Consider the following 24721-nt stretch of genomic DNA (forward strand, 5'->3'; position numbering starts at 1 on the left):
ACTCCTTGCTTTGTAGCGTTAAAGCAATTAACAATATCAAATCCTGGTAACATTTTTCCTCCAAATTTTTGATAATTATAAAGATGTTTTAATACTTCAACGTAGAATTCGTTCACTGGTTTTACGTCTCTGATTGTTCCACTCCATGGCCACCACCAATGCTGCGGCATTTGCTCCAATCTTATTAGTAGATCAACACATTCTTCCTCACTAATTTCCTCGCCTTTTCTTTTGGTCATTTTGCAATCAACAGCTATTGTCATCACTATACCAAATAGTACTAAACTCGAAGTTACTGCTGCAGAAAATCCTATTTTACGTGTTGTAATCAGTGATATTATTCCAGCTGAAAACGCAATCAATGGCGTAAATACCATGCCTCTTTCTGTATAACCATAATTGCAGGATAATTCATCAAGCAATCTTGGACCAAGTTCTCGCCCTAAAACTCGGTATTTTTTATGATTAGATAAAAATTGAATTACATCCTCTCTCCACTTTTCTAGGGTAGTCATTATCGCCCCATACTCATGCCAAGTTGGCTGACATTTAAATTACTCATCGATGTACATGCACTTTGCATACTGTTAATTTTGATACTATTTTCAATTATTTCATCACTCACCACTCCTTCATTCACTATTTGATCACGCTTCCATCGAATTTCTTGCATTATTCCTTGCAATAATTGATTTGGTGAATCGTTGTTCTTCATCACCTGTTTTACTATTGCTTTCACTATTGTATCTTCGCTAGCTTCTATTACCTCACATAATTCATCATCAAGCTTTGATCTTCTTAATAATCTGCCAAATAACTTTGTAACTTCAGCCCTTTGCTCTGCCTCTCTTTTTCCTTCAGCCTCCTGTTCAGCCCTTTGCTCGGCCTTCCTTCTTTCCTCAGCTTCCTCTTTCGCACTTTTTTTTGCTTCTTCAGCTTCACTTTTATTTGTATTGTATCAAACTCTTTCACCCTTTCACTAGTTATATGTATAAAATTTGCTAGTGTCTCGTGTTCAGGTGCACTTAGCCATGGTTTCAACTTATCCTCACGTTCAAACCAATAATCTCTAAACCTTATATTAATAACTATTTTATACAGCTCGCGTACGTCACTGTTTTGTTCATCGTTCATTTCCTTCTTAGCCTTTTCTATATATTCTTGCATCATTCCTTCATTTCCTGTTGCTATAGAATGTGTTATCTTACATAACAATTCTCTAATCTTTTCATCTATAATTTCACACTCCTCTTCCGAATTTGATGCACATTGAGAAAAAAACCATTTGCTGAAATCATAAATCGAATACCATAGATTTGGAATAACCCAATATCCTCTTATGCGATTTAACCCTCCCTTCTCCGCTAACTCATCTATTTCAGCACAAAACTTCTCAACTTCCTTTAATACTGCTTGGTATTTTTTATTTCCCTTCAACACAATAATATCCTTACGCTTTCCATTATAACTTCCATTTTTATTGGGAAGAAAAGATAATAAACTTACATCTACTTTTGGATCATACATTTTAAAATTGAACAGTAAATTATGTACATCTATCATCACTGTTTGAAAGGACCTTCCCATTAATTTCTGCAAATTCTTGTTTGAATTGTGATCTATGCAACCAAATGAAAATAGTGGAGCAGAGTTAACTATCAGCACACTTATAACATCAAAATTTGGATATTTTTTGCTTATTTCTCTATTTAAAAAACCTTTAAATTTTTCATATTCCACACCTTCTAACATTTTAGAAATTTCTTCTGCTAATTTTTGAACACCACATTCTTCTCTTTGTAGATCATCGTATAGTAAGTTAGCAGGATCTCTACTTGCACAATTAAGATAGTTATACAGAAATACCTGATACACATCGTTCACAAATTTCTTGTCAATAAATTTACCATCTTTGATTCTCTCTATTACTTGCTCTTTTATCTTTTTGTGTGTTGCACTTAACTCCTTACTTAACTTTTCTTTCTCTTCTGCTATCTCTTTAATTTTAGTAACAAATCTTTCTATCTCTTTAAGATTATCTTCCACACAAGATACGGCGTTAATATTATCGTATATACCTTCTGTTAATTTTAATAGTCCATTAGGAATCAACCTAAGACCCATTACAACACCATTTGCAACAAGCGTAAATGGTATGTTACGACCTTTTATCTCAATATTTTCTGGAATAGTGTTTAAAACTTGATCAATCAATCGACTATTTTCACCACCAGAAATTCTTTCTATTTCTTTAACTGTTTTGTCTAAATAATATGAATTCCTGGTACTAATGTCACTTTGCTTCCAAATTTCATTATCAATTTGCTCATTAATTTCACTAATTACACTATCAACTTCATTAGTTAAACTTAATGCTTCTGCAGATGAGACTGTACTTATTTGTTGAATTACATATTTAAGTTCCTTAGCGCTACCATCCTCATCATTTAACAGATTTTCAGGTATATAGAATTCACGGTAGCTTATCTTCTGGTTCGACTCCATTACTATATTATCTTTGCACTCAACTACTGCATCTCGTGTAGCGATCAATAAATCTCTTATAAAATGCCTACTTTTTTTTATCTCGCTTTCCGAATCTGAAATTTTAGTATTCTCTTTGTTACTATTCTTTAAGAATTCCTTTCTCTCTTCTAGTAATTTTTTCTGCTCCTCTAAAATTTTTTCTTGCTTATCAATAATACTTAAGAATAATCTGGCATGAGTAATTCTTTCCATATTTAATGCTTTAGATGCAATAATACCATGTACTAACCAATACTGCCAAAGTTGGCAATATTTCGGTCCCAAAAGAACCTGGACTAATTTAGCATCACCTTCATCTATTGCTGCATTAACCCTACTTTCAAATGAGGTATACTTATCAAAAAAACTTGGCATTTATTCCCTCTGCTTATTTATATAAATTTTCCTATATTAGCATAGACTATTTTAGCAAACAATATTTATATGGTACCAATGAAGCGAACAAAATATCTAATAATGATGAGTAGCGGTAAGAGGAGAATAAAAAGGAAATAGTAAATGTAACACTACTAATGCTTGAGTACTTAAAAGAATTATTAAGTAATAAATTTAAGAAAAAGAAGATACAAGATCGATGACAAAAAATAATACATCTGATAAATCAAATAAGATAAGCAAATTTATTCACAAATTTTGAACAAAATATTTAAAGAATAAAGTCTGTCTTTAGCGTGATAAAGATTTTAATTATTTACTTTACTCTCTCTAAATTTACAAGAAAGGCCCTATATTGTAGAGAAACAGAGAGTTTTATTATGTAAAAATATAGAGATTTTTTAAGGAATAACTTGGTATAAAAAACCCTATGTATAATGGGTTAAAGTTATATATTATAGAGGTTTTTATACTATGCTAAAATTATTTAGAGATAAGTTCTTTGTGTATGAATGGTGGAGGCAAGCGGAGTCGAACCGCTGACCTTCTGCTTGCAAAACAGGCGCTCTACCAACTGAGCTATGCCCCCATATCTATGCTTAAAGGATAAATTATGCGAGTTTAAATGCAAGTAATATTTTAATTGATTTTTTTACATTTCGACATTAATGCTTTAGTTATGAAACAATCGAAGTTACCGTAAAAGTTCTTTCACCTATACTTTCAGACCGACTTGCTTCTACATTTTGTAAACTTCCTTTAGGTTTTGATAATTCTACTGCACTTCTCCAATCCACAGAGCAACCAATCACATCAAAAGCATCTTTTTCTGTAAATTTATCATTCTCACCCATTATTTCAGCAAGTTCTTTTATATTCTTAGAAAAACATTTAAGAAAACCTTCTGCTTTAAATGCTAACATACATAACAGTTCATTTCTATCTGTGGGATTATTTAACATATTGTATCTTAACAAGACGTTAAAAAACTTCTCAAGAGTAAAGCTATTAATATAAGAGCTATTTTTAGGTAAAGAAAATAAGGTGCTTACCAAGTGATGAGAATTTTTATTTCCATCATCTTGCAAAATACAGTCAAGAATTCTAACTTTAAAGTTTAGTTTATCGTGAATGCACCCTGATGCAATAAAAAGACATTCTAGTTTTTTATTAATAATACTTTTTGATTGAACATCAGTAAAACAACCGTGTTTTGATAGATTTTTGTAAACCTTTTCTATATAGCTAGCAAATTTAGTATAATCAGTAAGTTCATGGCATCTGCGGTCTTTAAAATCTTCTTTACTTAGTATCAGATCAAGCGTTTTTTCTTTATTCGTAGCGTCTTTACTATAAAAAGCCTGTATTAACTTTGATTCTTTAGCTTCAGTATTGTACAAATTTTCTTGCCAATTGTTAGTACTGTTAAATTTATTATTATGGGTGATTATCTTGTTTTCATTATATCTGAATTCAAATTTTCCAGATTTAATCATTCTGTGAAAGGTATTAACACTATCCATATAATGACCCAAACCATATTTTTCAAGTATTAATTTTTCATTGTTTTTTAAACTTTCTCTTACGGTGTCAACTAAGTTATAACAGGAAGTTTCTTCATTGCTGATAAGAGAAAAGTATTCTGTAAAAGCAATGATTTGTGCGTTAAATACCATATCTGTAGTTATCTCACTTAAATCTTCAGTCTTTTTTTGAGAAAAAAAGTATTTTATAAATTCATTAATAGAGACTAAGAGATCATGTTTTGGATTTCGCACAACCACTATACCGTTTTCTAATTGTTTACATCTGTTAAATACTTCAAGCAGTGCTATACCTCCTTTTAATTTCATAACTTCAATTTTTTCTTGTATCAGAACATCAAAATCGGAGATAAATATTGATTTTTCTCTTGGTAAATCTTTTACATCTACATCTGCTTCAATCAAAAATTCGCAGCCTTTTAATCCTAAAATAATACGTATTAAATCGATTTCAATGGCAATTGGTAGTCTCGCTTGTTTTGGAATGGTATTCCTATTTTTTAAATAATCAGAAAACAGCATGACGCTATTTTTTACCGTCATAGGAAAATCAAATTTTCCTAAATTTATGTTTTCAAGAGGTATGAATAATATGTTAGGGCTTTCCTTCTCTATACTTTTTGCTTTTATTTTTTGTTCCTCTGTTAAACCAACTGTTAATGCAACAAATACTATTTTCTTTTCTGGGTTTTGTTTCGCACAATTGATAAAATTATCGCGATATGGATATTCAAAAGTATTAGGAAGTATATTAGAGTTTGAAAGAAGATCTTCAACGTTTTTTGGTATCCAAAATGAAACTATAGGTGTAAGATTTGATAGCATATTAAAATAATCTTAATTATTATCTAATAATGTACTTAATTAAATAAATCATCAATTATTATTAACTTAATAATAATATAAAATTATAAATTTGCAGAAAAATGGAATCATTTTATATAAAAAACTATACATTTCATGGGTGAAAATAAACCACTGTGGCTGATTTTATGTTACAGCAAAGTTATTATAGTAAAGTTGATTATATAGAATCGGTGAAGGTAAGTGAAATCAGAAACCAACTCGCTAACTTTCTGCTTGCAAAACAGAATCTCTATCAACTGAGCTATGCCCCCATATCTGGAATTAAAGGATGAATTACGCGAATTTAAATTAAAGCAATATGTTTAATTATTTTTTTTACATTTCAACATTAATACTCCTATCGTAAAACAATCTAAGTCACCATCAAAAATAGAATTTATATTTCCCACCTCATGCCCTGTTCTTAAATCCTTGACCATTTGATAGGGATGCATCACGTATGATCTGATTTGATTACCCCAACCTATATCACACTTTTCTCCATATTCTTTAGCCATTTTTTGTTCTCTCTTTTCTAATTCAATCTGATATAAGCGTCCTTTAAGCAATTTAAGCGCTTCGTCTTTATTTTTATGCTGAGATCGACCGTTTTGACATTGAACCACAACACCTGTTGGAATATGTGTAATTCTTACAGCACTGTCAGTTTTATTAACGTGTTGACCACCAGCTCCAGAAGCACGATAAGTGTCAATTTTTAAATCTTTTTCGTCTACAACAACACTTATAGAATCTTCAATAACAGGAGTTACTCCTACACTAGCAAAACTGGTATGACGCTTACCATTTGAATCAAATGGTGAAATTCTAACAAGTCTATGAACGCCACTTTCACTTTTTGCCCATCCATAAGATTTTTCTCCTGTTATTTTAATAACAGCAGATTTTATACCTACTGAATCACCATCTAACTTTTCTATAACTTCAACCTTGAATTTGTGATGAATTTCTGCCCATCTTATATACATACGCATCAGCATCTCAGCCCAATCATTACTTTCAGTACCTCCAGCTCCCGAGTGTATTTCTAAAAAACAATCATTATTATCTGCTTCACCAGTAAATAGAGACTCCATTTCCTTGTATTTAATGAGCTTTTCTAATTTAATTAACTCACTTTCAATCTCAGAAAAAAATTCTTCATCATTTTCATCAACAGCAGACTTCATTAGCGAAATGTTGCTATTATAATCACTTTCTAGCTTTAAAAATGATTCTATTTCACTCTTGATCTTTGCGCGTTCTTTTAGAATTTCTTGTGCTTTTTTATTATCTTGCCATAGATTATCATCCGTAGATTGGAAGTCCAATTCTTTGAGACGTAATTTTAATTTTTCTATGTCAAAGACACTCCATGATTATAGAGATAGCCTTGCTCAAACCTTGAAAATACTCAAGAATTTCATAATTAGTTTTCATTGGGCCTCAACATACTTGATATTAATATTAAATAAAATAAAACTTTTACCATGTACTAGTTAATTTGAAATAATCCTATTATACTTTGAAAATGAAGAAAATCAAACTATGACAATATAAATACTTTTTAAAAATTAAGGGGTAAATATGAATAATGATAAAAATTCTAACTACGACTTGAATCAAAAAACAGTTAATGATTTAATAGAATCAATCGATAAACAAGAATTTGACAAGATTTATGATATCCTAAAAAAAATAGATAGCGTTCAGTTAGCTCATTTTTTATCCACTTCAATTAATGATCATAGAGAAGTATTAATTAAGATTCTTGACCAGAATTTACTCAGAAATGCTATTTTACATGTAGTACCAGACTTACGAGTAGAAATTACAGAGATATTAGGAATAAAGAAGACAGCAGAACTATTAGTATCTTTGAATATAGAAGATATAGTCACCATAATGAAAGACTTAGACAAAAAGTCTGCAGAAAATATACTTTACTATTTACCTGATAAAACTAAAGAGTTAGTAAATGAACTACTATCATACCCGGAAGAAAGTGCAGGAAGATTAATACACAAAGATATGGTAATAGCTCCATATTATTGGACAATAAATCAGTTGATAGAATTTTTACGTAACTACAAAAAAATACCGGAAACTTTTTATCAAATCTTTATTATTAATGCAAAATTAGAACCCATAGGAAGCCTCAATTTAAATAAGGTAATAACTCATTCAGGCGATACCGTAATAGAAAAAATAATGAGTCAAGATATAAAGATCATTCAAACTGGAGTGGATCAAGAAGAAGTAGCAAGAATATTTCAAGATTATTCTTTACTATCAGCTCCTGTAGTAAATAAGCGTGGTCAAATCATAGGTGTAATTTTAATTGAGGATGTAATAAAAGTAGTACAACAAGAAACAGAAGAAGATGCATTAAAAATAGGAGGAGTATTATCTCAAACAGATATAAACGCCTCTTTATATAAAACAATAACAAAAAGACTTCCATGGTTACTATTTAATCTTTTAGCTGCAACCATATGTTCAATAGTGACTGGATTTTTTGAACATACAATACGGAATTTCACAATATTGGCTATTATTATGCCCATAATAGCTTCAATGAGTGGTAATTCTGGATCTCAAACAGTAACTTTAACAATTAGGGCAATAGCAACAAAACGTCTAACTGAACAAAACGCAAAAAGAATACTTATAAAAGAACTTTTGATAGGGTTGATAAATGGAATAATTCTATCAACTATTTCATTAATAGTAATAGCTATAAGATTTCATGACTTTAAAATAGAAGCAATTTTTGCCATCTCAATGATTATGATGTCAATTACTGCAACATTCATTGGAGCTTTTATTCCCATAATATTAAATCGTTTAAGATCTGATCCTGCTGTCTCATCTTCAATTTTAACATCAGCAACAACTGATATTCTTTCAGCTTTGATATTCCTTGGTTTGGCTACAATATTTTTACTAAGTAATTAATATTTTTTAAAAATTATTATATTTAGTTGACAAATATATTAATCTATTTATAATTATAATATAATTAATATATGAGGTAATTTATATATGGCTTTTAACTTATTCAGCAATTGGTTTAAGAATGAAATAAATTCAGACCATAGTTTAGGTAGTAAAAATGATTCTCAGCGTATAGGAGACAATAGCAATTCCAAGATAGAAAATGACCTTGAAACTCTTAATTCTACAGATTTAGAAGAAAATGAGGAGTTTTATGATATAACAAATGATTTTGAATCTACACGTCCTTTGAGTTTAAAAGAAACAGACGAATATAGTTTAGAATTTATAACTCCCCCTGATCCAAATGAAATAAATATTTCTTTATCTTGTCTTCAAACGGGTGAGAATATTACCAAGATTTCTGGTTTAAATAAAAAAGATTTATTAAAAATGAGTAGTCTTTGTAAAATAAGTTACGGAAATAACGATAAAGAGTTAGCTAAAAAAGGATACAAAACTAAAGCTGAACTTATTAATGAAGGTTATGAGATCATTCCATTTTTTAATGACTACGAAACATCTCCTGCTGGTTTTGTTTTTAAAAAAGGCAAGGAAATGACGATAGCTTATCACGGCACTAAAGGCATGAATGATATTATTTCTGATCTAAATGGATTATTGACTACCTCAGAATTTTTACCTGAAGGTGGAAGAGTACATTGTGGTTTTTATCGTGCATTTAAATCTTCATGGAAAAGTCTTTATACAGTGCTAAGGAAGAATGCTGAAGAACAGAAGTTAGAAATTAAAGACCTTAAGATTAATATCACAGGTCATAGTATGGGTGGTGCTCTTGCTAAAATATCCGCTTTATGCCTTAATAAAACGGAAAATGCTAACGATATTAATGTAGCAACTTTTGGTGATCCAAGAGTTTTTGATCTTGATGCTAGCGAAATATATAATGATGTTTTAGCAGAAAAAACTATCAGAGTAACTCAACATGGACAAGATCCTGTACCAGCAGTAATGCCTGGTTTCTCTGGTTATGCTCATGTAGGTATGCAATTGAGAGTGCCAGTATTAGAACAAAACCTGCATCGAATGGACGGCTACCATAAGGCTATGTATGTGATGCAAGAAAGAGATTTTCAATCAAGTAATGATGTGTCTTTTTTTTATCATCCTTCCAAGCTAGTAAGTAAACTTAATTGTATGGTTATAGGTATGGTTCAGAATATTTTTGGCAATACCAGAAGGTATCTTTCAGGTGAAAGTTGGGTTGAGCAAACAAAGCGAGAATATGAGAACTCCCGTAATAACTCCAAAATAGGTTTATAACTATTGTTATATAAGAAAATAATTATTGTAGCTGTTACCACAGCCATTCATAGAACTTAATAGTACAAAATGGTTAGTAATATTTTTACTTTTTGACTGTATTATAACGATTCATTGATTATATAGGTAACGTATGAAAAAAGGAATTGATGTGTCTCATCATAATGCTGAAATTGATTGGACACAAGTTTGTAAAAGTGATATAGATTTTGCATTTGCAAAATCAACTGAAGGAGCAACTTTTCAAGATAGTAAATTTTTAAAAAATTTTCAAGGAATGAAGGAAAATGAAATTGACTCTGGAGCTTTTCATGTGTTTAGAATGACTTCTACTCCTGAAGATCAAGCTGAAAATATCAAAAAAACTTTATCAGGAGCAAATTTTGATTATAAAACTGATAAATTAGCTGTTAGCGCTTCAACTGGTATTTGTAGTGGAGGACAAAAGGCAAAATGTGATGATCCTACAAAGCATACCAATGATGAAAGAGCTGAAAATCTTCAATCTTTGTTCACAATATTAAAACAAGAAGGATTTGAGCCTATAATATATACTTCACCAAGCATTTGGGATAAGTATTATACACAAGAAAAATATAATTTTTCTAATTACCATCTTTGGGATGCTTATTGGACGAATGATAAAGAACCTAAAATACCTAATGATTGGAAATTAGCAGGAAAAAGTTATGAATATTGGAATTATTCTAATAATGGTAATGTAGACGGCGTAAGTGGCAATATCTCTCTAGATAAAACAAACCCCAGTTTACCAAGTGAAACACATGACTTCATTTGAAAGATAAAGAAATACGGCTAATTTAAAAATTATTAAAGTGTGAACTGATGCTTACTAATCCCATATCGCAGCAGTTCTTTTCGTCCTGGTAACGCAAAATCTGTAAAGTGTCTTCCACACACTTTACAGATTTTGTACACTGTGCTTTCGCTTACTCATAACTTTGCGCGATATGTCCTATATTCCCCGAGATATTCTGATACCATAAGTAGAATATTCTCCTCGCTCAGCTTGTTTTCCTACCACCTTTTATCTTCTTTTCCTTCCCATAAAATCTCTGCCATTTTTTTTATGTTGCTTTTTTTACTCCACTGAATCGATCAAATGTCTCTTCTTCTAGCTCTTTCACTTTTTCGTATTTCATTTTCTCTTGCTCCAAAACTAATCCCTTTTTGACTTTATTCTAGTTTCAAAATAGGTCTATTTACTCCGTGCAGAAAAATAGACAGATATTGCTAAAGTAATTGAGTTTAAATTAGGCGTGGTTAAAGAAATTTAATTTTTATTCCATAGTCATATATAGGTGTTTTTTTTAGTCTATTATGTTAACTTCAATACATACAAACAAAATTATCTTACACAATACATTCCTTCGCTTTTTATTTGATTTACTGCGCTTGATAAACTTTTAACACTCCCATCAGGATTTCTCTCTTAATAAAAAATTCACTTCTTGTTGCATAGATCATGCATTTTTCTATATGCACTCTGAAATCCAAGAAGGGAGTAAGTATCATCAACTTTTATTGCTTGTTTTTTTCCAGATACTACCATTGATAATCCTTGCTTCATTTTTAAAATCAACTCTTGATCTACTTTTGTACTCTCAGCCCATGCAAGATTTCCCTCTATTATAGACAATTTATATTTTATTTTGCTATCTATATTAAGAATTATAGGCTCTTTATCATATTTAAAACCCGAAGTTACGCTCACCTCATCTAACTTTTCATCAACGTAACTCACCATTACATAAGATTTTCGATCAGTTATATAATTCTCACTTTTCTTTTTAGGGTAAGATACAACATAACATATATTCTCCCCATCTTCTAATGCGGTATATACAATCCAGTCTTTATATTTTTCTCTTAACTTAACATCACTAATAGATGCAAAGACGCTAGTTGAGAAGAATAAAATTATAAAAAAACTACGCATTTAACTTAAGCCTTGAACTTTGTGATTCTATATATTGTCTGACTTTTGTCATCGCTTGTTCAGCAATCTGCCTTATTCTCTCTCTTGAAACAAGATATTTTTTACTAAGTTCCTCCAATGTTTTAGGTTCCTCAGATAAATACTTACTTATAAAAATATCTCTAGCCCTTTCATTTAAATTTGCTAGTGCATTTTTCAACATGATCTCTCTTATTTCTCTTTCTTCATTTTTTTGATAGATTAATTCCTGATTTAGAGAATTATGTGGAATAATATCCTGTAATTCTGTTGTAGAATCATTGCTTATTCTCTCATTTAACGATAAATCTTTATAAATCAAACGATTGCTCATTTGCATAATATCTTCTTCAGAAACAGACAATTCGTTAGATATTGCTTTTACCTCATCATTATTTAGTAATTCTCTATTTGAATATTGTAGAATTCTTTTCTTTATTTTACGTAAGCTAAAGAACAATTTTCGTTGTGCTTGTGTGGTACCAATTTTTATAAAAGACCATGACCTTAATATAAAATCCTTCATTGAAGCTTTAACCCACCATACTGCATAAGTCGAAAATCTAAAACCGAGATCAGGATTGAATTTTTTAACTGCATTCATTAGACCAATGTTTCCTTCCATAATTAAATCCATAAGAGATAGTCCATAATTTTTGAATTTCATGGCAATTTTAACTACCATATTTAAATGGCTAGTAATTAATTTATGTGCAGAAGAAAGATCTTTATGTTCACACCAATTTTTTGCTAGTTGTATTTCTTCTTCATGAGAAAGTATTGGAAAACTCTTCAGACTAGCAATGTATTGTGTAAGACTAGAATTATTGTTTATGTGTATTGAAGTTAACATAACAAACTAAAAGAACGTTTACATATAGTCTATTAATTATCGAATAAAAATTCAAGCCCTACTTTATATATAAACAACTCATGATTCAAACTCAATTGCTAGTGTAACGTGAACATTTGTCTTTTTCCCTTTTGGAAAATCATTTTCCATTGTCTTTTTAGATATCTTTTCTGATTGGTCAGGAATAACCTCTTCAAAGATTTTAGTTAGAGTATTTAGTAAGATTGCAAGATATAATCTTTCATTAATAATACATAGTTTTTTGCTGATTCCTCAATATGTTTTATTTCTTCTTTAGCCATTTTTTTGAAAAACTTTGCTGGCCTACCGGCCCATATTTCTCCACTTTTTACTACTTTTCCTGCTGTAACTAGAGACCCAGCAGCGACCATAGCTTCAGGTTCAACAATAGCGTGATCCATGATAGTAGAACTCATTCCAACAAATGCTTTATCGTGTATTTTACATGCATGTAGAACGCAAAAATGTCCTACAGTTACCATATTACCAATAATTGTATCACCACCAACGTTTCGATCTACATGAATTACTGTACCATCTTGAATATTTGTTTCATTACCTATTGTTATTGACCCAACATCCCCTCTTAATACACAGTTAAACCAGATACTTGAATCCTTTCCTATCTCAACCTTACCTATAATGTATGAACCACCAGCTATAAATGCACTATTATCTATCTTCGGTACATAGCCTTCATATTTAAGAACATGATACATATTAAACCCTCAGTTTTTTTATTAAAAAATAATTTTATTGAAAAAGTCTTATAAAATCATAAGTTAATGAGTACAATATACATTTTAAATTATAAACATGTTAAGCAAATTCATAATTTTGCTTTTGGCTTTAGTGCTTCCTTATCACTTACACGCATATCACTTTAGAACAAAAGCAAAACAAGCGGTAGTTTTAGATTTATCTTCGGGATCATTTATATTTGAGAATAATGCTGATGAACAAATGATTCCATCTTCTATGAGCAAATTAATGACTCTATATGTAGCTTTTGATTATTTAAAAGCTGGAGTAATTAACATGGAAGATAAATTTCAAGTGAGTAAAAAAGCATGGGAAAGAAAAGGATCTTCTATGTTCTTAAGAGAAGGTCAATTTGTTACAGTCAATGATCTATTAAAAGGGATTATTATAGCTTCAGGTAATGATGCATGTATAACTCTAGCAGAAGGTGTTGCAGGATCAGAAGAGGATTTTGTGATTGAAATGAATGATATAGCGCAAAGATTAAATCTTAATAATAGTCATTTTGTCAATTCAAGCGGATGGCCAGATGAAGGTCACTTTATGAGTGCGAGAGATTTAGCAATATTATCAAAAAGAATTTTTACTGATTTTCCTGAGTATTACTATTTATTTTCAGAACAGAACTTTGAATACAACGAAGTTATACAAAAAAACAAAAATCTTCTACTTTCTTACGATATTGGGGTTGATGGTTTAAAGACTGGTAATACAAATGCTGGAGGTTACGGGATTGCTGCATCAGCACAACGTGATAATAGAAGAATATTTATTATTATAAATGGTCTTAGCACTGAAAAAGGGCGAATAGAAGAAGCAAAAAGATTGGTACAATATTTTTTCAATCATTTTACTACTAAAAAAATCTTTACCAAGGGATATGTTGTTGAAGAAGTTGATATTCTAAATGGAAAAGATAAAAAACTACCTATTACAGTTAAGAACGATGTTGTTATAACATATAATCGTAATTTGTATGATAAAGTTAAGGTACGAATTGAATATACAAATATGATACCTGCGCCAATAAAAAAGGATCAAGAAGTAGGAAAGCTTCATGTAGAGATATCGGGTACTGAACGAAAAATTATACCACTTTATGCAATGAATGATGTGAAAGAGTTGAATTATATAGAAAAACTTTTCAGAGTTCTATTTTAACAGCATGATTGTAAATAAATATACTTTTTGTATGAAATATAAATAAAGAGAAAATTGTAGAAGAAGTGCACAAAAAATTATATAAGAAAATAGAAAGAGATGCACAGATCCTTACTAGCTATAAAAAAAAGAATCTATGCAAATTCAGGTAACCTGCATACATTCTTTATTATCTGGAATGAGTTTTTTCTCCTGTTTTCTCAACAAATGAAATACTAATTTTGCTATCTGACCTCTCATTTCTAGCTATAGTATCGTTACTGTAATAATTAATCACTTCTTTGTAGCTACTATTACCAAAATTTCTTTCTTTAAATAAGCCGTCGTATAAAATTCCAAGCATCATACGTAGTGTACATGTATAAGGTAAAACAGCCCTTACGCATGGATTAAATTGCTCAGCACGATACATATTATCTAATCCTACAATTAATTTTCCATGAAATGGGGTATTCTCATTATTTTCTAATTTTTTTTCATAATTCACAACCTCAATAAAATTGAGTCTGGTTTTTAAATTAATATATATTATATATTAATCAATTATTTTTTTAATAAAAAAGTAATTTAATGATAAATAAAGTTTTTGTTCCTAATACTACACCTAGTATGTTAAGCATTAAAGACATTGTTAAGGTTAATGTAAAGTTATAGAAGGTAAATTAGTCTTTAGTAAAATAGATATATAGAATAATTGATTCTAGCGAGAGTAAAAAGTTAACATGCATCATTGATGAGAAATTAGTCCTTATCTTGACATCATTCAATATTATAAACAAAAAATATTAATTTTTAGCTTTGTAAACTATTGCAACTGTTTTAGCAATTCTATCATGAAAAAACTTCTTGCGTCGGTCAAATATTGCAAATATTACAATTAAGGGTATTAACCCTATAAACAGCCCAGAAATACTACTAGCTAAAAGAAAAATAATATTCAAAATAACTTCTCTTGAAATACACCTGATTGTCGATTTTGCTAGAGTAATATTTTTAAATGTACTTTCATCTTTTATGCGAATACCAGATAACAATTGTCCAGGAGTACCACCAAATCTTGTTATCATTAATATTTCCAATACTACAAATAAGTTTATTGTGTAAAACATACTTATATAAAACAAACTTATTTGTACGTTTGCAGTAAAGAAATGATCATAAATGTTATTGTTATTAGATAATACAAGAAAAGTGAACCAAGAAAAAACTTCAGTAACAATAACCCAGAAAAACCTGTCAATTGTAGCTGCTATAGTACGTCTAGTTACTCCTGCATATTTTACTTCAGTATCATTCATATTATTTCTTGCCAAACAATTACTTTTTGTTCTTCACATCTATTATATTATGCAGATATTAAATAATCGTAAAATTGACGACCTGTATTATTTGTATTAACATGAAGACATTAATTCTTAAAGGAAAAATATGTCTATACCAATTACAGTTGCATATGGCGATGGTATCGGTCCAGAGATAATGGAAGCAGTATTATCAATACTCCGTGAAGTAGAAGCAAAAGTATCAATCCAAATTATAGAAATAGGTGAGCGTATTTATAACAAAGAGTGGTCTCATGGAATTTCTCCTAGTGGGTGGGAATCTATTGAAAGGACAAAAATACTCTTAAAGTCTCCTACAACCACTCCACAAGGTAAGGGTCACAAAAGTTTAAATGTTGCGTTAAGAAAAAAACTTGGGTTGTATGCAAATATAAGACCGTGTATATCATATTTTCCTATTATAAAAAATAAATTTGGCAAATTCGATATTATCGTAATACGTGAAAATGAAGAAGATGTATATACTGGAATAGAGTATAGACTAACAGGTGATTCTTATCAGTGTACAAAAATCATTACCCGTTCTGGTTCAGAAAAAATATGTAAATATGCTTTTGAGTATGCAAAAAAACACAATAGAAAAAAGGTCACTTGCCTGATTAAAGATAATATTATGAAAATGACAGATGGTGCATTTCATGCAGCATTTGATTATGTTGCAAAAGACTACCCAGATGTACAAGCAGAACATTATATAGTTGATATTGGAATGGCAAAAGTTGCAACAGAACCAGAGAATTTTGATGTTATCGTTACAGAGAACTTGTATGGCGATATACTATCAGATATTGTAGCACAAACTTCAGGATCTATTGGATTAGCTGGGAGCAGTAACATCGGAAATAAATATGCTATGTTTGAGGCAGTACATGGCTCTGCTCCTGATATTGCAGGGAAAAATATTGCTAATCCTTCCGGACTTTTAAATGCTACAGTACAGATGTTAATATATATAGGTCAATCTAATACTGCAAAATTGATTTATGATGCGTGGTTAAAAACTCTTGAAGATGGTATACATACTGCTGATTTATATAGTGATAAAACAAGCAAAAGAAAAGCAACCACCAATCAATTTGCAGAAGAAGTTATAAATAATTTGGGCAAAAAACCGAATATACTATCTGAACTTATAATTAATGAATCTGTGAGTTCAAAGATAACCTGCGAAGTACAAAATGATTATATAAAAGATTATAAAATTAAAGAACTAGTAGGTAGTGATATTACACTTTCTTGGAGCAAAGATAGTAATTTTGAACAAGTAGTAAATCTTTTTAAATCTAATACAATCCAAGTTACATCAATATACTCAAAAGGTCTTGTAGTTTGGCCAGGTAATTCAGAATATCTTAGTGATCAAGTAACTTGCAGGTTAATGAAAAATGATGAAAAACAAAGTATTACAAACAATGATATGAATAGCATACTTACAAAATTAGAGGAAAATAATTTTGATGTTATAAAAATGGAAAAATTGTACTTGTATGATGGAAAAGAGGGTTTTTTCTGTTAGATATAGAATATTATAAGCCTTATCTAATAATATAAAAGTACCAAGATAGAATCTTGGGTTCAAATTAGCTAAATTCTATACAAATCAACCAAATATTAAGAATATAAATAATTGACTTAATATCTTACTTTAATTATAATTTAGTTAACTATTTGTTAATTAGTATGAGGTAAAACATGAATGGAATAGATTTTACTGATCCTAATTTACCACTAGAAGAGTGGTTTGTTATCGACAACAAAAATCACCAGTGGTTTGTTGTCAACAACAAAAATCAACATTGTGATTCCTGCGATGGTATAATGGAGGTTGCTGGTCAATCTTTGCGAGCTGCTATGCACTTATATGATCACAGCGGTGTTTGTATGGAAACGATTGAAGAGTTGGTAGGTTTGCGTTATAAGGTTAATATTTCAATTATTGATGGACACGTTGATGATATGACGCTAAATAATGGCATTTTTTCTTTAAAAGGTACAAGTGAAGCTTGGAATAATTCGATGTTTGTACTGAGTCCAGAAAAAAAAGATGTTAAAATTATAGAAGAGTCTCTCAATCAATATGTTGATTGTTATAAAACATTAGGTAAAGTAGTGGATGAAAGCCACTATAATATTAGCATTTTATTCGGGAGAAAAAGTTTTGACGAGATAGGAGAGATTGAAGGCCTTTCTCTAGATGATCATGAATTAAAATTTGTGAAATTTTCTAGGAAGCTTTCTCTTGTTAATGAAACATCACCTAATGGTTCATAACAAAAGAATGAAGTAGCAATGCGAAATAGGCTTGCATATTATAAAAATAAATATGAAGTCTATTTCTACGTCATAGTACACTTTAAAAGAATTGTATTTTGTATTACAATAGACTTTTATATTTTTTAAAATTGATGAAATTCACATTATCTTGGTTACTTGACTACCTGGAAACGAATGCTTGTTTAAAAGAAATTACTGATAAATTAACTTCTATAGGATTAGAAGTAGAAAACGTGATTGATAATGAAGCTTTGGCTGGATTTATTGTCGTAGAAGTATTGGAAGTACTTCCTCACCCTAATGCTGATAAATTAAAATTATGTAAAGTATATGACGGCAGTAAAACTCTACAAATAGTCTGTGGAGCAAGTAACGTTGAAAATAATATGAAGACAGTACTTGCTTCGGTGGGTAGCACTTTACCGAAAAGTACTTTCACAATTCAGCCTATAAAAATGCGAGGCGTATTAAGTGAAGGAATGCTTTGTTCTACTTCTGAGTTAGCTTTAACTAAGGAAAGTAGTGAAGGAATTATAAAGCTTTCTGATAATTATCAAGTGGGAGAAAAATTTTTTAATTGCGACTCTATTATTGATGTTAATATCACTCCAAATCGTGGAGATTGTCTAAATATATACGGAATAGCTCGAGATTTAGCTGCAACTAAAATTGGCACTCTAAAAACTCTAACTTTTCCAGAAATTAACAATGAGATAGATTCTTCTATAAATGTTGAAGTTGCCGATAATGAAAGCTTTATTAGCGGCAGATATATTTCCAATATACAAAATAAAGAAAGCCCAAAATGGTTAAAAGATAAACTTGAGTCGATAGGAATGCGTTCAGTTTCTGCAGTGGTAGATATCGCAAATTATATTATGATATCATTTGGTCAGCCAATGCATGTATACGACGCGAATAAAATAGATAAAACACTTACAGCAAGAAAGGTCCATGATAAAGAAATATTTTGCGCCTTAAATGAAAAAGAATATTTTCTGAATAAAAATATAAATGTTATTTCTGATAATAATAAAATACATGCGATTGCTGGAGTGATAGGTGGAAAATACAGTGAGTGCTCTCTTGAAACTAAGAATATTTTTTTAGAATCTGCTTATTTTGACTCAGTTTCAGTAATGAAATCTTCAAGACAATTGAATATATCAACAGAATCCAGCTATCGATTTGCAAGGGCTATTGATCCAGGTTTCGTTATCTCTGGGTTAAATCTTGCAACTAAAATGATTATAGACTTATGTGGTGGCAAAGTTTCAGATGTATTATCTGCTGGTAATTTAGATAAGAAAAATAGCTGTATCGATTTTAATTATCAAGATGTAAATACATTCGGAAGTGTATCCATATTATCTGATGAAATATTCAACATTTTAATAAGACTAGGATTTAATATTGATAAAAAAACTGATTCTAATTGGAGAGTACATGTTCCTAGTTGGAGATCAGATGTAACAATATCTGCTGATTTGGTTGAAGAGGTGGTAAGAATATATGGTTATGAAAAGATAAAAGAAGAACCATTAATTAGTAACCCTGAAGTTGTAACTAGCATACATGATGATGTACGCACCTTAATGTCGAGTAGAGGGTTTCATGAAGTATTAACTTGGTCATTTATGAATGATATAACAGCAGAAAAGTTTGGTTATATGGATAAGTTATTTACCATTGAAAACCCTTTTAATAATAATTTTAACATTATGAGGCCAAGTATTGTGCCGAATTTATTGCAGATTGTTGCTGAAAACATAGCTCATGGAGTATCTGATCTTGCAATTTTTGAAATTGGGCCGGTATATGATAGTGAAACCACTATAAGTCAACCTAAATATATTTTAAGTGGAATAAGATCAGGAAATAACTTACCAAGGAGTATTTATAATATTAATAGAGAAGTAGATGTTTTTGATGTAAAGGCTGATTTTTTATCGGTTTTAGAAGTTTTTAATGTTAGTTGTGACAATCTAACCATAGTAGAACAAACAGATAAAAAATATTACCATCCAGGAAAGTCAGGTGTTTTTTCCTTTAAAAATAAAATATTAGGCTACTTTGGAGAATTACACCCTCATATAGCAAGTTTATTTGATATTGAGCAAAAAGTCATGGGCTTCGAAGTAATTTTAGAAAATATAAAAAACTTACCCCTCAGCAAACAAAAATTTGTCGATTACAAGTACCAAAGCACAAGACGTGATTTTGCATTCATAATGAATAAGAATATAAAAATAGGTAATATAATTAGCATATTGAAAAAAAGCTCGAAGTTAATCACAGAAGTTTTAGTATTTGATATATACAGTGGGAGTAACATAGAATCCAATAAAGTTTCGGTGGGATTATCAATTACTTTCTGTTCTTCAACTCATACTTTAACTGAAGAAGAAATTCAAAAAGAATCAAATATGGTAATTAATTCAGTAAAAGATATCGGAGGGATTTTAAGATAGATTTTTATTCGCTTTTAATTTTAGTTAAAGTCACTGTATATTTATATTAATATATAAATATTATTATTTTAGAATTTAATCTATTTTTATTTTTTTATCATATAAATTACTTTTTTCGAGAGAGTATTATATATGAGTGAAATAATTTTAAAGCAAAATGAATATAAGGTCAGAAATAAAAGGGAAGCAATAGTTCCACCCGAAGAAATAAAAAGTTTACAAACATTAGAAGATCCATTAGAAGGTCCAGTAATAAATTCAGAGCTTCCAGAAGGATGATTGAAATATCAGCACAACAACCAGCAGCTCCGGTACCACCTTCACCTCTAGATTACTTTCAATCACAGCAGCCATCTACAGATCAAGAAGAGTTAGAAGATTTTCAGCGAAGATTTACGAGACGCAGATTTTTTGATGAAGAACCTAGTCAAAATAATGCTTTGCAAAGTAGTTCGGAAATTGAAAGTGAAGTAGCAAAAAACTCACAAGTAGGAGAATCAGAAACATTTGAATTTAGTGCGGTTGGAGAAGGATATGGTGCAGAATTAGAAGGTGGAGTAGAGTCAATTGAAGCTGCAGAAACTGCTGTAACAGAAGAATCTGAAGTAGGAGCAGAGATAATTGAAACATCAGCAGAGTTAGGAGCTGAAGTTTCTATAGAAGTTGCAGAGGACTCTATTCCTATAGCGGGATGGGTAGCAGGAGCTTTAACGTTAGTATTAATAGTTGGTCTTGGTTATAAGCTAGCAAAGTATATGAAAGAAACAAAACATCTCAGTAAAGAAAAAACAAAAGCGATAAATGATATGATAAAAAAGATCAATGAAATAGAGCAGAACATACAGAATAAGATTCACAAACAAGAACAAAAAGAAGAAAAAATGATACAAAAACATCCTATGCTAGAGATGATAAATGAAAAAGATGACTTAGCTAAAGAACTTGATCTTTTTTCTAGAGATAAAGTAAGCTTTTCAAAAATCATGCAGCTAGTACCTAACAAAATACATGAGTTATTGGTTGAAAAAAAGTATCTACATGAATTTACTGGTGAATTGATTAAATTCAAAATAGGTTTAAAAAAAATTATAGATAAGGAAAATAATTTAGATCACAATAATAAAGAAATAGAGAGAGAAATCACAGAAGCTAATAAAATTACAGATGAAATAGATTTTCATATTCAAAAATGTACAAAATATGAAAAAACTTTAACAGAAAATATCAGAGACTATATGATAATTACACTAAAAATACAAAAAGATTTAGTGAGAGATTTTATTAAAAAGGTTTCAGATGTGATAAAGGGTAGTGATTTGGAAGAGTATATCAGTGAAGAAACTTTAAAAGATCTTCCTATAGTAGAATTATATAATATGGGTAATGCTAAGAGTGATATGTATAAACAAGCAAGAAGCGCAGGTATTGAGAATAAAGAGATGGAACAATTTAGTGTAAATATTAAAGAGATAAGTGATCACGATGTCTTATTTGGCACAGATCACCAGATAATATAAATATTTTACTATTTGATACATATATCTGGAGCAAGTTTAATGTTAACATTTTAAAAAGCTTATTTTAGTTAAAGTAATATATAAATTTGCTTCAGTGTTATTGCGTTAAAAGTTAAGGTAATAGCTACAGTTAATCTTATATTAAAGTAATTTAATGCATAATTTATTTACTTCAATGAGTTTTTGATCAAAAATTAATAGTTAAAGTATTACTTCAAATGAAAACTATCAATTCTTTGATTCAAGAAGGAGCAAAATTTTTATCTTTATATAGTATCGATACAGCGTATCTTGACTGCGAAATAATTATGCAGCATGTACTTAATGTAGAAAGATCATTTATAGTGATAAACAATACTAATTTAGTCCCAATTTATAAAGAAAATCTATTTTGGCAGTTGATAAATAAAAGATCAGAAAAGCATCCAATATCTCATATAATAGGTAAACGTGAATTTTGGAGTAATGATTTTATAGTGAGTCAGGATGTTTTAGATCCAAGACCAGATAGTGAAACACTAGTATCAACAGTATTAAAATATTACAAAAATAAAAAACAAAAATTAAAAATTGCAGATTTAGGAACTGGAACGGGTTGTTTATTAATATCTGTATTAAATGAATATAAATATGCTATAGGAATCGGTTTTGAGAAGAGTTTTAAAGCATATAGAATTGCTTGTAAGAATATAAAAAAACATAATTTATTTGGTAGAGCTAAAATATTTCCAAATTCATGGACAAAATGTGAAGAGAAATTTGATCTTGTAATTAGCAATCCTCCTTATATTAGAAGAACAACATTAAAAAATCTACAAATTGAAGTAAAAAAAGAGCCAAGAATTGCTCTTGATGGTGGTACTAGCGGTTTATATTGTTACCTTAGTATTTTTTCAGTTTTAAAAAAATATCTAAGAAAAAATGGAATTGCTATATTAGAAATAGGCCAAGATCAAAATAATATCAATAAATTAGTAAATTCATATGGATTAATTTTTAAAGAGTATGTATACGATTTATCGGGAATGAAAAGATGTATAGTTATTAAACAGATGTATGATTAATGGTAATATGAAAATAGTTGTAAACTTAATCAATAAAATACATATAATATAAACTTAGATTTATAGATTTAATAAATGGGATATAAAATTGCTGTTGTCGGGGCTACTGGAAAGGTAGGACATGAAGTGCTTGGTATACTTGCTGATTTTCACAATAGTAAAAAAATTCCTATCAATTCCATAATTCCACTTGCATCAAAAAAATCAACAGGAAAAAAAGTAAGCTTCGGTAATAAGGAATTAGCAGTATTATGCCTTGAAGGTTATAACTTCGCTGAAGTTGATATAGCGATTTTTTGTTCCTTATCTTATGTTTCTGAAAAATATGTACCGATTGCTACAAAATCAGGATGTATTGTAATAGATAACACTTCTTGTTTTAGAATGCAGAAAAATGTGCCATTAATTATTCCAGAAATTAATCAAGAGAAAATTAAAGAATATAAGAATCATAACATAATATCTAATCCTAATTGTACTACAATACAAATGCTACTCGCAGTACATCCATTACACCAACATGCAAAAGTGAAGAGAATTGTCGTTTCTACTTACCAATCAACCTCTGGTGTAGGTAAAATAGCTATGGATGAACTATATAATCAAACAAAAAAAATGTTTATGAACGAAGTCAAAAAGTCTGAGGTATTTCCTAAACAGATAGCCTTTAATTGCATTCCTCATATAGGAAATTTTATGGAAAATGGTTATACAAAAGAAGAGTGGAAAATGCGGGAAGAAACAAAAAAGATTTTAGGAGAAGATATAAAAGTCTCTGCAACTTGTGTAAGAGTGCCTGTATTTGTTGGTCATGCAATATCAGTTAATATAGAATTTCATGAACCTATTTCAGAAGAAGCAGTATATGAAATACTCGATAAAGCTGAAGATAAAGGAGTTTTAATATATGATCGACGCGATGATGGAGGATATACAACTCAAATTGATGTTGTGCAAGAAGATGCTGTATATGTGTCACGCATTAGAAAAGATGATACCGTGGAACACGGAATAAACATGTGGGTAGTAGCTGACAATTTACGTAAAGGTGCAGCACTAAATATGGTACAAATTTTAGAGATTTTAGTAAAACAATTTCCAAAATTAACATAAATTTCGTGAATTTATTACAAGTAGTATATATTTTCCAAAACATAATATCATGATTTTTTTATCATGAATTGAAATAATAGTAATTAGCAATAAAATCTATTCTGTTCTAAATTCTTTGAACAAAAAACCTTTATGAAAAAAAATATAATAAAATTTTATTTTTTCAAACTTGTAATAGAAATATTTGAATCTATAGAAAAAGTAATCACCAAGTATACAAGTAGAATCTCTAGTAATGATAAAATGATTAGAAATAATCATCATTATTATTATAATCATCATAATCATACACATATTGGGATACGAAAGTATTATCGTCTTCATCATATTCATAATCTTTATAATTTGATTTTTTAAAACTACTAATGTCGTAAGGGTATAATGCATGAGAGTATACTTTATTAATATATGACGTAGTATTAGCTTCTTTAGACATATTAAACTCCATAAATGATATAGTTATAAATGCTAAAACATATATATTACTAATATATTAATTAATATATAACTTAGAGAAAAATATGAACTGTAATTAATCTGATAGGGGTGGTAAGGAGGAGGCAAACGGCAT

22 protein-coding genes and 1 tRNA gene are annotated in these 24721 nt (G+C 29.7%); 11 read left to right on the forward strand and 12 right to left on the reverse strand.

What is annotated here, in order from left to right:
- From NL275_RS02395 to prfB, 6 genes are all read right to left on the reverse strand, one after another.
- A partial coding sequence (locus tag NL275_RS02395; protein ID WP_253299917.1) for a hypothetical protein occupies positions 1 to 515 on the reverse strand: 515 nt, incomplete at its 3' end.
- Entirely contained in the window at positions 515 to 739 is a 225-nt protein-coding gene (locus NL275_RS02400) for a hypothetical protein (RefSeq protein ID WP_253299918.1), read from the reverse strand. The genes NL275_RS02395 and NL275_RS02400, both read right to left, overlap by 1 nt.
- A gap of 59 nt (positions 740 to 798) precedes the next feature.
- Positions 799 to 2901: a hypothetical protein gene (locus NL275_RS02405; RefSeq protein ID WP_253299919.1), complete on the reverse strand. Its 2103-nt coding sequence runs from the start codon at positions 2899 to 2901 to the stop codon at positions 799 to 801.
- A 534-nt stretch (positions 2902 to 3435) separates the two neighbouring features.
- A tRNA-Ala gene (locus NL275_RS02410) sits at positions 3436 to 3511 on the reverse strand.
- A gap of 88 nt (positions 3512 to 3599) precedes the next feature.
- A complete protein-coding gene (locus NL275_RS02415) occupies positions 3600 to 5291 on the reverse strand; it encodes a hypothetical protein (RefSeq protein WP_253299920.1) in 1692 nt (563 codons plus the stop codon).
- 344 nt (positions 5292 to 5635) lie between these two features.
- A protein-coding gene (gene prfB / locus NL275_RS02420) for a peptide chain release factor 2 (protein ID WP_253299921.1) occupies positions 5636 to 6752 on the reverse strand; the annotation gives its coding sequence in 2 pieces (ribosomal slippage) (positions 5636 to 6676 and positions 6678 to 6752; 1116 coding nt in all).
- A gap of 147 nt (positions 6753 to 6899) precedes the next feature.
- Here prfB and mgtE point away from each other — a divergent pair.
- The 3 genes from mgtE to NL275_RS02435 all read left to right on the forward strand — a co-directional run bounded on the left by mgtE (position 6900) and on the right by NL275_RS02435 (position 10392).
- Positions 6900 to 8270: a magnesium transporter gene (gene mgtE, locus NL275_RS02425; protein ID WP_253299922.1), complete on the forward strand. Its 1371-nt coding sequence runs from the start codon at positions 6900 to 6902 to the stop codon at positions 8268 to 8270.
- Positions 8271 to 8357: 87 nt separating this feature from the next.
- Positions 8358 to 9593: a lipase family protein gene (locus NL275_RS02430; protein ID WP_253299923.1), complete on the forward strand. Its 1236-nt coding sequence runs from the start codon at positions 8358 to 8360 to the stop codon at positions 9591 to 9593.
- 133 nt (positions 9594 to 9726) lie between these two features.
- The gene (locus tag NL275_RS02435; protein ID WP_253299924.1) at positions 9727 to 10392 is read left to right on the forward strand and encodes a glycoside hydrolase family 25 protein; all 666 of its coding nucleotides are present in this window, start codon (positions 9727 to 9729) and stop codon (positions 10390 to 10392) included.
- Positions 10393 to 11058: 666 nt separating this feature from the next.
- Here the strand turns inward: NL275_RS02435 and NL275_RS02440 are convergent.
- From NL275_RS02440 to NL275_RS02450, 3 genes are all read right to left on the reverse strand, one after another.
- Positions 11059 to 11553 carry an invasion associated locus B family protein gene (locus NL275_RS02440; protein WP_253299925.1) on the reverse strand — a complete coding sequence of 165 codons (495 nt, stop codon included), beginning with the start codon at positions 11551 to 11553 and terminating at the stop codon, positions 11059 to 11061.
- Positions 11546 to 12424, reverse strand: coding sequence for an RNA polymerase factor sigma-32 (locus NL275_RS02445; RefSeq protein WP_253299926.1), 879 nt, complete (start codon positions 12422 to 12424; stop codon positions 11546 to 11548). The genes NL275_RS02440 and NL275_RS02445 overlap by 8 nt, the downstream gene beginning before the upstream one ends.
- 215 nt (positions 12425 to 12639) lie before the next feature.
- Positions 12640 to 13164, reverse strand: a complete 525-nt coding sequence (locus tag NL275_RS02450) for a gamma carbonic anhydrase family protein (protein ID WP_253299927.1) — start codon at positions 13162 to 13164, stop codon at positions 12640 to 12642.
- A gap of 97 nt (positions 13165 to 13261) precedes the next feature.
- Between NL275_RS02450 and NL275_RS02455 the strand changes: the two genes are divergently transcribed.
- Positions 13262 to 14368: a D-alanyl-D-alanine carboxypeptidase family protein gene (locus tag NL275_RS02455; protein WP_253299928.1), complete on the forward strand. Its 1107-nt coding sequence runs from the start codon at positions 13262 to 13264 to the stop codon at positions 14366 to 14368.
- A 169-nt stretch (positions 14369 to 14537) separates the two neighbouring features.
- Here NL275_RS02455 and NL275_RS02460 read toward each other — a convergent pair whose 3' ends face one another.
- The gene (locus NL275_RS02460; RefSeq protein WP_253299929.1) at positions 14538 to 14855 is read right to left on the reverse strand and encodes a hypothetical protein; all 318 of its coding nucleotides are present in this window, start codon (positions 14853 to 14855) and stop codon (positions 14538 to 14540) included.
- Between the two features lie 298 nt (positions 14856 to 15153).
- A complete protein-coding gene (locus NL275_RS02465; RefSeq protein ID WP_253299930.1) occupies positions 15154 to 15666 on the reverse strand; it encodes an RDD family protein in 513 nt (170 codons plus the stop codon).
- A gap of 130 nt (positions 15667 to 15796) precedes the next feature.
- On the opposite strand from NL275_RS02465, the gene icd reads away from it, so the two are divergent.
- From icd to NL275_RS02500, 7 genes are all read left to right on the forward strand, one after another.
- Complete coding sequence (gene icd / locus NL275_RS02470) at positions 15797 to 17227, forward strand: isocitrate dehydrogenase (protein WP_253299931.1); 1431 nt, start codon at positions 15797 to 15799, stop codon at positions 17225 to 17227.
- Positions 17228 to 17403: 176 nt separating this feature from the next.
- Positions 17404 to 17982, forward strand: coding sequence for a hypothetical protein (locus NL275_RS02475; protein ID WP_253299932.1), 579 nt, complete (start codon positions 17404 to 17406; stop codon positions 17980 to 17982).
- A gap of 134 nt (positions 17983 to 18116) precedes the next feature.
- A complete protein-coding gene (gene pheT, locus NL275_RS02480) occupies positions 18117 to 20456 on the forward strand; it encodes a phenylalanine--tRNA ligase subunit beta (protein ID WP_253299933.1) in 2340 nt (779 codons plus the stop codon).
- Positions 20457 to 20588: 132 nt separating this feature from the next.
- On the forward strand, positions 20589 to 20735 hold the full coding sequence (locus NL275_RS02485; protein ID WP_253299934.1) for a hypothetical protein: 147 nt from the start codon (positions 20589 to 20591) through the stop codon (positions 20733 to 20735).
- Positions 20732 to 21973 (forward strand): BAR domain-containing protein, encoded by a 1242-nt coding sequence (locus NL275_RS02490; protein WP_253299935.1) that lies wholly within the window; start codon positions 20732 to 20734, stop codon positions 21971 to 21973. Before NL275_RS02485 ends, NL275_RS02490 begins: the two co-directional genes overlap by 4 nt.
- Positions 21974 to 22191: 218 nt before the next feature.
- Entirely contained in the window at positions 22192 to 23037 is an 846-nt protein-coding gene (prmC, locus tag NL275_RS02495; protein WP_253299936.1) for a peptide chain release factor N(5)-glutamine methyltransferase, read from the forward strand.
- A 75-nt stretch (positions 23038 to 23112) separates the two neighbouring features.
- The gene (locus NL275_RS02500; RefSeq protein ID WP_253299937.1) at positions 23113 to 24150 is read left to right on the forward strand and encodes an aspartate-semialdehyde dehydrogenase; all 1038 of its coding nucleotides are present in this window, start codon (positions 23113 to 23115) and stop codon (positions 24148 to 24150) included.
- Positions 24151 to 24397: 247 nt separating this feature from the next.
- Here the strand turns inward: NL275_RS02500 and NL275_RS02505 are convergent, their stop codons facing one another.
- Positions 24398 to 24586, reverse strand: coding sequence for a hypothetical protein (locus tag NL275_RS02505; RefSeq protein ID WP_253299938.1), 189 nt, complete (start codon positions 24584 to 24586; stop codon positions 24398 to 24400).
- Positions 24587 to 24721: the final 135 nt, after the last annotated feature.

The organism is Wolbachia endosymbiont of Chironomus riparius, from assembly GCF_918315375.1.

Bases quoted from the DNA above. Each gene is read 5' to 3' on its own strand.
- NL275_RS02435 (WP_253299924.1), top strand. From the start codon at position 9,727: ATGAAAAAAGGAATTGATGTGTCTCATCATAATGCTGAAATTGATTGG.
- icd (WP_253299931.1), top strand. From the start codon at position 15,797: ATGTCTATACCAATTACAGTTGCATATGGCGATGGTATCGGTCCAGAG.
- NL275_RS02440 (WP_253299925.1), bottom strand. From the start codon at position 11,553: ATGCGTAGTTTTTTTATAATTTTATTCTTCTCAACTAGCGTCTTTGCA.
- prmC (WP_253299936.1), top strand. From the start codon at position 22,192: ATGAAAACTATCAATTCTTTGATTCAAGAAGGAGCAAAATTTTTATCT.
- NL275_RS02430 (WP_253299923.1), top strand. From the start codon at position 8,358: ATGGCTTTTAACTTATTCAGCAATTGGTTTAAGAATGAAATAAATTCA.
- NL275_RS02415 (WP_253299920.1), bottom strand. From the start codon at position 5,291: ATGCTATCAAATCTTACACCTATAGTTTCATTTTGGATACCAAAAAAC.
- NL275_RS02500 (WP_253299937.1), top strand. From the start codon at position 23,113: ATGGGATATAAAATTGCTGTTGTCGGGGCTACTGGAAAGGTAGGACAT.
- NL275_RS02485 (WP_253299934.1), top strand. From the start codon at position 20,589: ATGAGTGAAATAATTTTAAAGCAAAATGAATATAAGGTCAGAAATAAA.
- NL275_RS02465 (WP_253299930.1), bottom strand. From the start codon at position 15,666: ATGAATGATACTGAAGTAAAATATGCAGGAGTAACTAGACGTACTATA.
- NL275_RS02490 (WP_253299935.1), top strand. From the start codon at position 20,732: ATGATTGAAATATCAGCACAACAACCAGCAGCTCCGGTACCACCTTCA.
- NL275_RS02405 (WP_253299919.1), bottom strand. From the start codon at position 2,901: ATGCCAAGTTTTTTTGATAAGTATACCTCATTTGAAAGTAGGGTTAAT.
- NL275_RS02455 (WP_253299928.1), top strand. From the start codon at position 13,262: ATGTTAAGCAAATTCATAATTTTGCTTTTGGCTTTAGTGCTTCCTTAT.
- NL275_RS02505 (WP_253299938.1), bottom strand. From the start codon at position 24,586: ATGTCTAAAGAAGCTAATACTACGTCATATATTAATAAAGTATACTCT.
- mgtE (WP_253299922.1), top strand. From the start codon at position 6,900: ATGAATAATGATAAAAATTCTAACTACGACTTGAATCAAAAAACAGTT.
- NL275_RS02475 (WP_253299932.1), top strand. From the start codon at position 17,404: ATGAATGGAATAGATTTTACTGATCCTAATTTACCACTAGAAGAGTGG.
- NL275_RS02450 (WP_253299927.1), bottom strand. From the start codon at position 13,164: ATGTATCATGTTCTTAAATATGAAGGCTATGTACCGAAGATAGATAAT.
- NL275_RS02445 (WP_253299926.1), bottom strand. From the start codon at position 12,424: ATGTTAACTTCAATACACATAAACAATAATTCTAGTCTTACACAATAC.
- pheT (WP_253299933.1), top strand. From the start codon at position 18,117: ATGAAATTCACATTATCTTGGTTACTTGACTACCTGGAAACGAATGCT.